9 protein-coding genes are annotated in these 14,117 nt (G+C 35.7%); 8 read left to right on the forward strand and 1 reads right to left on the reverse strand.

The window, feature by feature from the left end; translation table 11 throughout:
• The first annotated feature begins 327 nt into the window (after positions 1-327).
• Positions 328-936, forward strand: a complete 609-nt coding sequence (safA, locus tag B371_RS0107145; protein WP_019413620.1) for a SafA/ExsA family spore coat assembly protein — start codon at positions 328-330, stop codon at positions 934-936.
• Between the two features lie 744 nt (positions 937-1,680).
• The gene (asnB, locus tag B371_RS0107150) at positions 1,681-3,561 is read left to right on the forward strand and encodes an asparagine synthase (glutamine-hydrolyzing) (protein WP_019413621.1); all 1,881 of its coding nucleotides are present in this window, start codon (positions 1,681-1,683) and stop codon (positions 3,559-3,561) included.
• A gap of 316 nt (positions 3,562-3,877) precedes the next feature.
• On the opposite strand, the gene B371_RS23745 is transcribed toward asnB, so the two are convergent.
• On the reverse strand, positions 3,878-4,051 hold the full coding sequence (locus B371_RS23745; RefSeq protein WP_019413623.1) for a hypothetical protein: 174 nt from the start codon (positions 4,049-4,051) through the stop codon (positions 3,878-3,880).
• 194 nt (positions 4,052-4,245) lie between these two features.
• Here B371_RS23745 and B371_RS0107165 point away from each other — a divergent pair, with 194 nt between their 5' ends.
• From B371_RS0107165 to B371_RS0107190, 6 genes are all read left to right on the forward strand, one after another.
• Positions 4,246-5,130 carry an SDR family oxidoreductase gene (locus tag B371_RS0107165; RefSeq protein WP_026022991.1) on the forward strand — a complete coding sequence of 295 codons (885 nt, stop codon included), beginning with the start codon at positions 4,246-4,248 and terminating at the stop codon, positions 5,128-5,130.
• A gap of 592 nt (positions 5,131-5,722) precedes the next feature.
• Positions 5,723-6,430, forward strand: a complete 708-nt coding sequence (locus B371_RS0107170) for a M48 family metallopeptidase (RefSeq protein ID WP_019413625.1) — start codon at positions 5,723-5,725, stop codon at positions 6,428-6,430.
• A gap of 294 nt (positions 6,431-6,724) precedes the next feature.
• Positions 6,725-7,258, forward strand: coding sequence for a glycerol-3-phosphate responsive antiterminator (locus B371_RS0107175; RefSeq protein ID WP_019413626.1), 534 nt, complete (start codon positions 6,725-6,727; stop codon positions 7,256-7,258).
• A 446-nt stretch (positions 7,259-7,704) separates the two neighbouring features.
• Positions 7,705-9,717, forward strand: a complete 2,013-nt coding sequence (locus B371_RS0107180; protein ID WP_019413627.1) for an alpha/beta fold hydrolase — start codon at positions 7,705-7,707, stop codon at positions 9,715-9,717.
• A 195-nt stretch (positions 9,718-9,912) separates the two neighbouring features.
• Complete coding sequence (gene glpK, locus B371_RS0107185) at positions 9,913-11,403, forward strand: glycerol kinase GlpK (protein WP_019413628.1); 1,491 nt, start codon at positions 9,913-9,915, stop codon at positions 11,401-11,403.
• 345 nt (positions 11,404-11,748) lie between these two features.
• Positions 11,749-13,416, forward strand: coding sequence for a glycerol-3-phosphate dehydrogenase/oxidase (locus B371_RS0107190; RefSeq protein WP_019413629.1), 1,668 nt, complete (start codon positions 11,749-11,751; stop codon positions 13,414-13,416).
• Positions 13,417-14,117 lie beyond the last annotated feature (701 nt).

Genomic DNA, 14,117 nt, shown 5'->3' on the forward strand with positions numbered 1-14,117 from the left:
CAGTAGGTTTGTACTTTCTTAAAGGACCGGGAACACTTTTCCCGGTTTTTCTTGTATCATTTATTCCGTTTGGAAGGGGTATTGGTCAATGAATTAAGTAATATAAAGCCCATATAGCTCAATTTTTTCATAGTAATAATTCCCTGTTACATTAATATTTCAAAATTATAACTATATTTCGTATTAAGAAACGTTGTATCTCTAGTAATCTCAAGTTAATCATTTCAGATGTAATGAAATTGTAAGAATCCTTCCATATATTTAGTAGTGATTAATTTAACAAAACTATTTACTATGAAGATATAACAAACAGAAGGGATTGATTAGATGTTGAAAAAATTAGGTAAAGTTACTATTGCTTCTATTATATCTATATCTGTATTATTTCCAATTAACGCTATGGCGGATAGTTCATATAAAGTAATATCAGGAGATTCACTTTGGAGAATTGCTGTTAAAACACAAACGGGAGTTCAGGAATTGATCGATTCAAACCCACAACTCGCTAATCCAAATCTTATTTACCCTGGACAAATGATTAATGTTCCTACAAAAGAACAAGCTAGTGTAGAGCAAGAAGTAACTAGACTCGTAAATGTTGAAAGAGCAAATGCTGGACTTCCAGCTTTGAAGAATGATTGGGAGCTTGCAAGAGTAGCAGAATTTAAGTCTCAAGATATGCGTGACAAGAAATATTTCAGCCATACAAGTCCAACATATGGTTCACCGTTTACAATGATGAAAAATTTTGGCATTACGTATAGATCTGCTGGAGAAAACATTGCGCAAGGTCAAAGAAACGCAGCTGAGGTAGTGCAAGCATGGATGAACAGTGAAGGTCATAAAGCCAATATCCTTAGCAGAAACTTTACACATATTGGAGTAGGATATGTTCAGGACGGTAATTACTGGACACAAATGTTTATTCAAAAATAATTATGTTTTAGAAGATTATAGGAAAGCACATCAATGTAAAAAAATGATGTGCTTTTTTCTATATTATTGCTAAAAATCATTGTTACATCTCCAAGTGTGCAACTCCCTTTTTAAAAAAACTCAGATGTCTTCCGCTTTGTTTATTCAGACGATATGAGAAATTATGCGGGTTTAAATTGTCCAAGTAAGATTAATCGAAATTTGCTTAGCGGTAGGGATCCATCCCAAGGTTTGTTGCTTATTAATATGGTATCATGTGGGTTTCGTCATTCGAATAGATAAAATCATTGTATTATTTAAGTAAAACCAAGACCAATAGTCGACATGAATTCAGTATTTGGGCACTAATACCATAAGTAGAGATTTAGAATACGTTTGAAGAAAGTTAAATGTATTACAGGGGAGCTATAGCTATCATCTTTTAAACCTTTCATAAACTTTGTAACAACCCAACTACTATATACGTCTAACTTTCATGTGGATAGACGGTGATACATTGCCGAACAAAGAAATGATTCTAGTATGGTGAGTATCGATGTCTAATAGATCATGAAATATAAAAAAGTTGGAAATATAATACAAATTATTCTAACATGGAGAAAACAAATAGCATAGCAATCTAATATAACTAAACCCATTTATGGTATTATTGGAAAGACAGTTTATTAAAAAAGGAAACTAAAATTACAATTATAATATATGACAATAGAGTTTAGATAGTTAATGTTGAAAGGGGACTAGGAGATGTGTGGATTTACAGGTTTTATTGGAAATACAGATAATGAGTTTGATGTGTTAAAAGAAATGATGGACGCAATAGTCCATCGAGGACCTGATTCTTCTGGAGAGTTTGTTGAAGATGGAGTTGCTCTTGGTTTCCGCAGATTAAGTATTATTGATTTAGAAGCAGGGAGCCAACCTATATATAATGAAGATGAATCTATTGTTTTAATTTTCAATGGTGAAATTTATAATTTTATTGAACTCAGAGAAGTTTTGGTTGCACAGGGACATGTCTTCAAGACCCATACCGATAGTGAAGTGCTTATACATGGATACGAAGAATATGGAACAGATTTGGTAGGGAAACTACGTGGTATGTTTGCTTTTGTCATCTGGGACCGCAGTGAGAAAAAACTTTTTGCGGCACGCGATATGTTTGGCATTAAACCGTTCTATTATGCTCAAATGAATGGAACGCTTTTATTTGGCTCAGAAATCAAAAGTTTGATCCCGCACCCTCATTTTCTAAAGGAATTTAATGAAAATGCATTGAAACCATATTTGACTTTTCAATATCCCGTTATGAATGAAACATTTTTTAAGGGGGTATTTAAATTACCTGCAGCGCATTACATGACTCTCGAGAAAGGTCATGTTGAAATAAAACGATACTGGTCTCCGAAATTTGAGCCAAGTAATCAACCATTGGAAGAACTGGTTGATGAAATCGATGATGTTGTTCGAGATTCTGTTGTTGCCCATCAAATAAGTGATGTGAAACTAGGGTCATTCCTATCAAGTGGTGTTGACTCTAGTTATGTAGCCGCCCTTGTGAAACCGGACAAAACATTTACAGTTGGTTTCAGTGATGAAAACTTTTCTGAAATTGATAATGCCAAAGAACTGTCAAATGAATTGGGTATCCAAAATATTAGTGAAATCTTGGATGCGGATACCTGTTTTAGCAAGCTGCCTGAGATTCAATATATGATGGATGAACCACATTCAAATCCTTCCATTGTACCACTTTATTTCCTGGCTGAACTGGCTAGCAAACATGTTACTGTTGTCCTGTCAGGCGAAGGTGCAGATGAGCTTTTCGGTGGTTATGATGATTATAAAACGGCTCCGGCATTGAAAAAATATAAAAAAATCTCACGACTTATTAGAAAACCTTTGGGTGTAGTTGCAAAGTGGATGCCAGAAATGAAAGGGAAAAACTTCTTAATTAAGGGTGGACTTCCCGTAGAGGATTGGTTTATTGGGCAAGCAAACATATTTTCTGAAGAAGAGGCAACAGGCATAGTTAATTCAGACTATAGCAAATCTTTAAAAGTGAAAGAAATTGTTAAACCAATTTATGATCAAGTTAAGCATGAAGATGATGTGACCAAGATGCAATATCTTGATCTCCACCATTGGCTTGTTGATGATATTCTATTAAAAGCTGACAAAATGAGCATGGCTCATTCAATTGAATTACGTGTTCCATTCTTAGATAAGGAAGTAATGGAAACTGCTTCCAAGATTCCTTCCAAATATCGAGTGAATCATATTAACACAAAATATGCTTTTCGATTGGCTGCTGGTAGAGCCCTACCTAAAAAATCAGCGAACCGTAAAAAAATCGGTTTTCCTGTACCAATTCGTCATTGGATCCGAACGGATAAATACTATCAGGAAATCAAGCAATATTTCACAGGAAATGCTGCATCGATATTTTTCAATCAAGCTAAAATAGTGGGACTTCTTGAAGAGCATTATCAAGGTAAGAAGAATAATGGAAGAAAAGTTTGGACAATTTTCATGTTCTTAGTATGGTACAAAGTATACTTTGAATCCGATTCACTATCTTTTGTTGAAACCAATTCTAAACAAATCAAACAATTGACTAGAAATTAACATTGGGATGAATTCCATTTAGTGGAGCGTCCATGGGATAAAAGTAAATTTGATTGCTTACTTCTATTGGTATAAACAAGAAGACACCTCCAATCTGTTAGCGTGATTGGAGGTGTCTTCTGTATGAGTATGAAAAATACTGTACAACGAACGTTGAACGAACATGAATTTTCTAAACACTGACTAAGCATTAATAGACACCATCGATCTGCTTCAGTCAGATAAGTGGTGTCTTATTTTTGGGGATTTTAGAAGGGAATTGCCGGTATAGCACGAATGTCAGACGTTATCTTGAAATCATATAGATAACCAGATACTAGATAATTGGGTAATACGGTTCATACCGTGGATTCCAGTAATAGGGAGGTCTTTCCCCAACTTTAGGTAATTGAAAAGAGTACGGGTTAGAGTTATATAAAACATTTACTTTTTCACCGGAGTGATTGACCAACAATAATTCTGCTTCTTCGCTAAATGTGTAGTTATGCAAAATGTTAGCCCCCTTAAAAATTCTTACTCCTGTTATCGTATTGGAAACACTTTGAAATTATGATTCGTTTGGTTAATAAAATCATTTTAGTGTCACTTGAGGCATAAAGTAACCCGACTATTGTATTTAGGAGGATTGCTGTGTCAAAAGATTACGAAACTAATTCTGAGTTACCACCGGATCAAAATTATCCGATGCATCCTAATTACGGAAGAATTACACGTTACCAAGACGTCCCAATTACAGTGCCCGAACAACGTCAACTCCGCCAACCAGGTGTAGAAAAATTAATGTTTCCTCGACCAATTATAGAAAATCCGAATTATAAAGGAAGTGGAAAATTAATAGGAAAGGTTGCGCTCATCACAGGGGGGGACAGTGGTATGGGTGCGGCTGCAGCAATTGCTTTTGCAAAAGAAGGTGCGGACGTCGCGATTTCTTATTTAGATGAACATGAGGATGCAAACCGAACCAAAACACGAATTGAAGAAATAGGTCAACGTTGTTTACTGTTGCCAGGTGATTTGAGAGAAAAACAACAATGTATTAATATTGTGGAATTAACCATCCAAACATTTGGTTATCTTCATGTCCTTTGTAACCATGTAGGTATCCAGTTTCAGCAATTAAGCTTGCTTGATATTACAGACGAGCAGTTCGATGATACATTCAAAGTAAATATTTATTCGCATTTCTATACAACCCGAGCAGCAATTCCACAATTAAAACCAGGTAGCTCCATCATTAATACATCTTCCATTGTGACCTATATGGGTCATCCACAATTAATCGATTATACCGCAACCAAAGGCGCGAATCTTGGCTTTACTCGTGCTTTGGCTCATAATTTAGTAGGGAAGGGTATTCGTGTAAATGCTATTGCTCCGGGTAGAATATGGACCCCACTTATCCCTTCTAGTTTTTCTGCCGATACGGTCACACAAGTAGAGAATCCAATGGAGCGACAAGGGCAGCCATTTGAAGTCGCTCCAACTTTCGTCTATCTCGCATCTGATGACTCACGTTTTGTGACAGGACAAACGCTACATGTTAATGGCGGTCAATTTACTACTTCTTGATTTATATTGACTACTATAATAAGTATTCCATGAGCGGCCGAAATTGCATCTTCGGCTGCTATTTTTATTTGAAGGAACCAGACACATCTTTCATTCACCAAAATCAAGGTTTAATTGACGAAAATGAGAATTGTCGGTTTACCGTGGGGTCTAAAACACGTACTGCCATGGACTATTTGGTAATTGACGTAATTGGGATTTTGCCGTAGGTTGGAACATCTAGTGTATGAACTGTAATTTGGTTGGAGCTCTTTTAATTTGCCCCATGTAATTCTTCGATAAAGTATAATTGATTTACAAGCATCATCTAAGGGAAAATACCATGTTCTTCAGGTAAATAGCTTAATTAGCTTATCTTAGAGTCATGAATCAATAATCTAACTCAAAATAGTTACTAGATTAAAGGCCAGATAAGTGGTGCCTATATTAAATATGATTTAGTATACGAATTAAGGAGAAAGTAAAAAACATGATTTCTTTCTCAAGGACCATATGTTGAAATGTACGTGATAAAATACATTTGAAATTTCTTAAAAGGATTAACGAAAAAATACAGGGGATTAGCGCATGAACCGCTACTGCAGGTGATCAAATGATACATACTTACTTAGGTGAAACAATACAATTTGAGATTAATTACAAAAAGCGGACATCCGTAGGTATTCTTATAGACGCCTATGGAAATGTTGAAGTCCAGGCTCCTAAAGGAACATCTGAAGAAAAAGCGATTCAATTTATAGAGCGAAATTGGGATCAGATTCAACAAAAATCAAAAGAAATGCAGGAAAGAATGCTTGGACCAAAAGAGAGGGTCTATCATCATGGCGAGACCTTTCTTTATTTAGGAAAAACATATCCTATTCAGATTTCTCAAGATACTACCATTAAAAAAGACTATGTCGTTTTTGAAGAGGGCATCTTATGTATAGTTGTAAAACAATTAGAGGACGAAAAAATTAAACAAGCCTTAAAACGATTTTATTATCAGCGCTGTAAATCTTTAATAGAGAAAAGCATCAAAAAATATCAAAGCGATTTCAAGGTAAAACCACGTTCTATCCGTATAACTGATAGTAAAGCAAACTGGGGAACCTGTGATTCACAAATGCAGTTAACATTTAATTGGAGGCTGGCAATGGCACCACTTGAGGTGATTGACTATGTTGTCATTCATGAAATGTGCCACATGGTCCATCTGAATCACGACCGATCCTTCTGGCGTCTTGTTGGTAAAATGAGCCCCAACTTTAAGGAACAGGAACGTTGGTTAGCATTATCAAGCTGGAAAATGACTGTATAGTAATAGATGTTTTAGGATATAAATTGAATTGAATCGAGATAGAGGAATAGAATTCCCATTGAACTTGAATAAAAATTCAAAGGGTGTTCTTATTTCATCTCCGGCCACTACTTTCTGTAGCAGAACTCCATTCTATATTAAACCAAGTGAAGAACATCCTTTCTAAGTATATTGAAGAAGAGTGAATGACATATAAGCTTCAAAAAATGGTTAATTGAGAAGTGAAGATCCAAGAAAGGGTCTTTAGTTTAATAAATTTATGGTAAAATAATTTGAGTTTTGGGGTGAGTATGTTTGTTTACTAGTGTGATACCAGCTATTCGTCATATGAAGGATTTCGAGAAAGTAATGAAAACAGATCATGAATACATCATATTTTTAGAGACTCGTCTCTCACAAGTAGAAAGTATCGTTAAACTTGCCAAGCAGTATAAGAAAAAAGTGTTAATGCATTCGGATCTCATTCATGGTTTAAAAACTGATGAATATGGACTCGAATATTTAATCAACAATGTGAAGGTGGATGGGATTATCTCAACAAGAGTCAACGTGATTGCTACTGCAAAAAAACATAATATAATCAGTATTCAACGTTTATTCGCATTGGATAGTCATGCACTTAATCATAATTTAAAAGCTTGTAAAAAAATTAAACCGGATTACATAGAGGTTTTACCTGGTATCATTCCTAACATTTTGAAAGAAATATACGATGAAACAGGAATTCCAGTCATTGCTGGTGGATTAATCCGGACGAAAGAGGATGTTAAAGCTGCATTGAATAATGGTGCTTTTGCGGTTACCACCTCAAATAAAGACCTTTGGTAATAGTTGAATCTTCTTTGTGTACCCAAGCGGAACAACTGATATCTAATAACGGGTTAAATTTTGTTGTCTACTATGAATTTTCCTGTTGATTTATATACCGTAAAAGTATTAAAATGGAATATTTTCATCATTAACATGTTGGAAAAATGTTTTCAATTTAGATTGACACCGCTTTCAAAAAAATATATACTAACTTTTAAGTTAATAAATTGTGACGAGAACAAGAGACTCACATTAAATTCTTTGGATTTTTATCCAAGGAAATTTAATGTTGGTCTTTTTTTATTCTCAACAAATATGGGGGTGAGAAAAAACGATGTGTTAACTGTTAGGTACTATGTAAAGCTATAACCTGTTTTCTATTTTTAAAATGGTTTTAAGTTGAACTAATATGTATTATTATTATTATTTTCACAAAATTTTTCATAGATTAAAAGGGGGATATTATGAATAGATTAAAGAATCCAGTCGTAGTGTTAGTGATTGCTTTACTGATAATTTTGATCGGAAGTATAGCTGCTTCTCAATTTAACGAATCAAGTGGTGATGTTGATGTTTCAAGAATTTATTTTGACACACCAAGAGGCGAACTTTCTGGTCTTTTGTATAAACCAGAAAATACTAATGAACAACCGATGCCAACAATTATAGCAACACATGGCTATCTAAACTCTGCTGAAATGCAGGATGCTCAGGCTATAGAAATGTCAAAAAGAGGTTATGTGGTTTTAGCGTTGGATCTATATGATCATGGACATTCAACAGGAACAATGGAAAAACCAATCCCGTTTTTCTCATTTTGGCCTCATGCAATCTATGATGCTGTTCAATATATGTATGAACAAGATTACGTGTTAAAAGATGAAAATGGCAATGGGATTATTGCAGTATCTGGTCACTCAATGGGTGGATTTTCTTCAACTCATGCCGTTATGTTAGATGAAGTTGATTTCCAGGAAAGTGGAATCAGAAAAATCTTTAGTTCGCTTACAATGGGTTCTGATTATCAATGGGTGAAGACACTAGGATATACTGATGAAGAAATTAATAATTCATATGGTCCAAGAACTTCCGGGAAAATTGCTGGTCAATATGATGAGTTCTTCTTTGATGCAGCAGCAGCTGCAGCTGGAGCATCCGTTGTGAAAAAAGACTATGTTAACACAGAAGAAGGGAAAGGATTTTTAGGAGCGCAAGAAAGTCCAATCGCTGGTGAAATTTATGAAGTGAATGGTGGAGAAAGGGTAATCTATCAACCTAATGAAACTCATCCATGGAATCACTTTTCAAAAGAATCAACAGGATATGCTATTGATTTTTATGATATGACATTTGCTGATTATAATAACCTCGTAACAGTAGATGAAGATGGCCAGACATGGGTATTGAAAGAGTGGTTTTCGTTTGTAGCACTTATCGGATTCATCATGCTCTTTATTCCAGTTGTTTTACTGTTATCGAAATTACCATTCCTTAAAAATATTTACACAAACAAACCAACAGCACTTCCTGAACCAAAGACAAATGGCGCAAGATTAGCAGGTTATTTACTAGTCCTAGTCGGTGTCTTGTACCCAGCATTGTTTTTCTCTGCATTATACGGGGCGGATTTTTATGGAATGAGATTATTAAGACAAGTTAGTATGATCTTTATTGTCTTCTCTGCTATTGTTCTGATTTACTCATTTGTGAAAAATTCAGAGCGAAATCTAAAAACGTGTTCGTTTAGTATGCTTATTTTAAGTGTGATTCAGTATATACATTTAAAACAACAAAGTACACTCCATGCCACAACAGAGTTATTTGGTGCACCAACAGTTAATCCAATTGTCTTTTGGGCAATTAATGTAACAATTGTTACATTAATGATTATGGTTTGCTACCACTATGTTTCTAAGAAACCTGAAGGCGCAACAATTGAAAGTTACGGAGTAAAAGTAAATATAAAAACAATTATTGCTGCTTTGTTAACAGCAGTTATAGCAGTTGTCATTGGGTATGCAGTTCTCTATCTAGTTGATGCGGTATTCAAGACTGACTTCCGTCTTTGGACATTTGCTGTCAAAACATTCGAAGGTCATCATGTGATTGCATTACTAAAATATGCACCAATGTTATTCATTTACTTCTTAGTACTAGGTATTTCTATAAATATAAATACTGCTAAGTTTAACGGAATTAAAGGATATATTGTATCCATTCTATACTTTGTAGGTGGCTTAGTTCTTTACCTCGGTTACCACTATGGATCCCTGTTTATTACAGGAACAGCTGGGTACCCTGGAGAATCACTTTCTTCAATCATTGTTATTGGTCTAGTTCCAGCATTAATAATCGCTGCAATATTTAATCGTTACCTATTTAGAAAGACAGGAAACGTTTATGTAGGAGCATTCCTTAACACATTGTTAATAACAATGATTACACTTGCAAATACAGCGCTATATACAATATTGTAATAGCTTGTACGTTATTCGAACAAATAAAAAAGAGCAAGGGACATAGGTCCTGAGCTCTTTTTTATACGCCATGGTTCCCTGTCAGAGAGGACATTGGAATAGAACTATTGGTCAACTAGATTTCTGCTAAAGATAAGTATCGAATAAGTAGAAAGGCTTCAATGGATTAATTTCCATGACAAGGGAGGAATACCGATGGGAAAATATATTTTAGCTCTTGATCAAGGGACAACAAGTTCACGTGCTATTTTATTCAACAAAAAAGGAGAAATCGTCGAAACTGGAAACCATGAATTCGAGCAGTTCTTTCCACAGCCCGGCTGGGTAGAACATGATGCAAATGAAATTTGGACTTCGATTCTCGCTTGTATCGCTGATGTACTACGGAAGGCAGATGTAGATCCAGAGGAGATAGCAAGTATTGGCATTACAAATCAACGTGAAACAACTGTAGTATGGGATAAAAACACTGGAAAACCAATTTACAAAGCCATTGTCTGGCAGTCTCGTCAAACAGAAGATATTTGCCGTGAGCTAAGAGAAAAAGGTTACAATGATCTATTTAACGAAAAAACAGGCCTACTCCTAGATCCCTATTTCTCTGGTACAAAAGTGAAATGGATCCTTGATAATGTGGAGGGGGCTAGAGAAAAAGCTGAGAACGGTGACTTATTATTCGGTACAATTGATACGTGGTTAGTTTACAAGCTATCTGGTGGCAAAGTCCATGTAACTGATTATTCAAATGCATCTCGGACGCTCATGTTCAATATCTATGACTTGAAATGGGACGATGAGCTATTAGACATTTTAACAGTACCCAAGAGCATGCTTCCTGAAGTACGTCAATCATCTGAAGTATATGCACATACGGTGGATTATCATTTCTTTGGTCATAATATTCCAATTTCAGGTATAGCTGGTGACCAACAAGCAGCTTTATTTGGTCAGGCTTGCTTTGAAAAAGGAATGGCTAAAAACACTTATGGAACTGGTTGTTTTATGTTAATGAATACGGGTGAAAAAGCCGTTAAATCTAAACATGGGCTACTTACTACTCTGGCTTGGGGTGTAGATGGAAAAGTGGAATATGCCTTAGAAGGAAGTGTTTTTGTAGCTGGATCTGCAATCCAATGGTTACGCGATGGATTACGTATGATCAATAACGCACCTGAAAGTGAAAACTACGCAGTTAAAGTAGATTCGACAGAGGGGGTGTACGTTGTTCCTGCCTTTGTTGGTTTAGGAACACCTTATTGGGACAGTGATGCTCGGGGAGCTGTATTTGGCCTGAGTCGTGGTACAACAAAAGAACACTTCATACGTGCAACACTTGAATCTTTAGCTTATCAAACAAGAGACGTTTTGGAGGCAATGGTTGCAGATTCTGGAATCGAATTGAAATCGCTTCGTGTTGACGGCGGAGCAGTAAAAAACGATTTCTTAATGCAATTCCAGAGTGATATATTAGGTGTTCCAGTAGATCGTCCGGTTGTTAATGAAACAACTGCATTAGGTGCAGCCTTCCTTGCTGGTTTAGCGGTTGGTTTTTGGACTGAAAAAGAAGAGATTTCCAAGCAGTTGCAAAAACAACAGACATTCACGCAGCAACTATCTGAAGATAAACGGGAAGAGCTGTACAATGGATGGAAAAAAGCAGTCGCTGCAACAAGAGAATATAAATAAGAATATGAAAAAGTAAGGGCTTTTTACTTTTTCCACCCATGTATAGAAAGCCTTTGCACCAAGTGAAAAGACTTTGAATCCTATTAGTATCGTGATACACTATAAACAAGTTAATATCGTGGATGGAGATTTCGAGAGACCACATCACTCTACTTTTTTCGTATAGGAAAATAGAGTTGATTTGTGGTCTCTTTTTTTATTTTCTGAAATGATTTGTAGACAAACATCGCTTGGCACCTTTTGTGGAATATTTCAAGTAGACAATAGAACAATCACAGAACTTTGGTGAGTCTTTAGAAGTTAATTAAAACATTTAATAGTACGATTAAGGAGGGACAGATTGTTATGCAATTTACAAACTTAATAAGATCGGACATTAAGGAACACCTGCAAAAAGAAACTTTGGACATCCTAGTTATAGGTGGAGGTATTACAGGTGCGGGTATAGCTTTAGATGCCGTTACAAGAGGGTTGAAAGTGGCAGTTGTCGAAATGCAGGATTTTGCTGCTGGTACTTCTAGCAGATCCTCAAAACTTGTGCATGGTGGATTACGTTATTTAAAACAATTTGAAATTGGAGTCGTAGCAGAAGTCGGTAAAGAACGTGCGATTGTGTACGAAAATGGACCACATGTTACTACGCCCGAATGGATGATGCTTCCATTCTATAAAGGAGGAACGTTTGGTCCTTTCTCAACCAATATTGGCTTAAAGGTATATGACTTCCTTGCTGGGGTTAAAAAGAATGAAAGAAGAAAAATGTTTAATCCAGATGAGGCATTAAAACGTGAGCCTTTATTAAAACGCGAGGGGATAAAGGGTGCAGGTTATTATGTCGAATATAAAACAGATGATGCACGACTAACCCTTGAAGTATTGAAAAAGGCTGTAGAGAAAGGTGCCTACGCTCTTAATTATATGAAGGTGATTGATCTAGCGTACTCAAATGGCAAGGTGGTAGGTGTAAACGCAGAAGATTTAGTAGATGGCTATGTACAAGAAATAAGAGCTAAGAAAATTGTGAATGCTGCTGGCCCATGGGTTGATACACTAAGGGAAATTGACAAATCTAAAAAAGGTAAATCATTGAAATTAACGAAAGGAATCCACTTAGTATTTGATGAGAAAAGATTTCCGTTAAAACAGGCTATTTATTTTGATACTCCTGATCGCCGCATGGTCTTTGCAATTCCTAGGGAAGGGAAAACTTATGTTGGTACGACGGACACAGTGTACAAAGGTGACATTGCACATCCTCAGATGACTGTCCAGGATCGTGACTATGTCCTAAATGCAATAGACTTTATATTTCCTGAGGTAAAGATTAAGGCAGAGGATGTAGAGTCAAGCTGGGCTGGACTTAGACCTTTAATTCATGAGGATGGAAAGTCGCCATCCGAAATTTCGCGTAAGGATGAAATATTCGTCTCTGATTCAGGGTTTATCTCCATTGCGGGTGGTAAATTAACAGGTTATCGAAAAATGGCAGAAAATATCATTGATTTAGTAGTAAAGGAACTTCATGAGGAAGAAGGAAAAGTTTTCCCTAAGACTCAAACGAAGTACTTACCTATCTCTGGTGGGGAAGTTGGTGGTTCCGAAGGGTTTAAAAAATTCTTAATTAATAAAATGGATGCTGCAAAGGAAATTGGCTTAACAGAAGAAACGGCTAAAAAACTTATTTATCGCTACGGTTCAAATGTAGATATCGTCTTTAACACTTACAAGGATGAAAAAGAATTAGCACTAGTGGGAAATCTTGATCCAGTCGTTTATGCCAGTTTAAGATATGCGATTGATCATGAGTGTGCTTATAAACCTGTAGACTTCTTCATTAGACGGACAGGAGCTATCTTCTTTGATATTGATTGGGTTCGAGAGCATAAAGATTCCGTTACCCAATTTATGAAAAAAGAGTTAAACTGGTCTGATGAGCAGGAAGAAACGTATAGCAAAGAACTTGAACAGCTTATTTATGAAGCTACTCATCCCATTGAAAAAGAAGACTTTTAATAGTAAAGCGTTAATTGTTATGGTGTGATAAACAATTCATTATTTTAATTTTGGTTTAAGTGAAACTCTAGATGACTTTACTTGGATAATATTACTAGTGTATTTAAATAGAAGAAGATGATAAAAAGTGCAAGGGCGGTCGAAATTTAGACGGAACCATAAACTTCAAAAAGTGATTACCACAACACAGGTGATGCTTTCTGGTGGCTTCCAATTAATTTGAGTAGGGAATAGAATGAGGTTAATCATTTAGTTAGTCGATTCAAGGGAACTGTGGATAAAAGAGATTGGATAAAGTCCTAAGGGGTTCTCTTCAGAGGTACAAAACTTTAAAATACAACATAAATGGACTATCAATTCGCATATGAATTGGCAGTCCATTTCTTATGGATATATAAAATATTCTTGCTCTAATACCATCATTTTCAGCTATATGATTAGTAGCCTATTTAGTCGCACTACAATGAAAGATGTAATTCAACTAAACGTACTGCTAAATGATATGCTAAAAGCACATCCAATCTACATCGGTTTTTAAAAACAGAAAAGTTTATATTTCGCAGGATAAATTGTAAAATGATGGTATAATGTTTAAGAGAGGACTTTATTTTTTTATTAAACTAACGAAGCAGCGCGACAAGTTTTGTTATAAGCACTAATATGTGAAAAAACAAGGGGTTTCTTCGGAAATCCTAACTTTA

Source organism: Paenisporosarcina sp. TG20 (genome assembly GCF_000286315.1).
Taxonomy (GTDB): Bacteria; Bacillota; Bacilli; order Bacillales_A; family Planococcaceae; genus Paenisporosarcina.

What these genes read in the sequence shown, in the direction of transcription:
- glpK (WP_019413628.1), top strand. Translation starts at nt 9,913, where the DNA reads ATGGGAAAATATATTTTAGCTCTTGATCAAGGGACAACAAGTTCACGT.
- B371_RS0107180 (WP_019413627.1), top strand. Translation starts at nt 7,705, where the DNA reads ATGAATAGATTAAAGAATCCAGTCGTAGTGTTAGTGATTGCTTTACTG.
- safA (WP_019413620.1), top strand. Translation starts at nt 328, where the DNA reads ATGTTGAAAAAATTAGGTAAAGTTACTATTGCTTCTATTATATCTATA.
- B371_RS0107190 (WP_019413629.1), top strand. Translation starts at nt 11,749, where the DNA reads ATGCAATTTACAAACTTAATAAGATCGGACATTAAGGAACACCTGCAA.
- B371_RS0107170 (WP_019413625.1), top strand. Translation starts at nt 5,723, where the DNA reads ATGATACATACTTACTTAGGTGAAACAATACAATTTGAGATTAATTAC.
- B371_RS0107165 (WP_026022991.1), top strand. Translation starts at nt 4,246, where the DNA reads ATGCATCCTAATTACGGAAGAATTACACGTTACCAAGACGTCCCAATT.
- asnB (WP_019413621.1), top strand. Translation starts at nt 1,681, where the DNA reads ATGTGTGGATTTACAGGTTTTATTGGAAATACAGATAATGAGTTTGAT.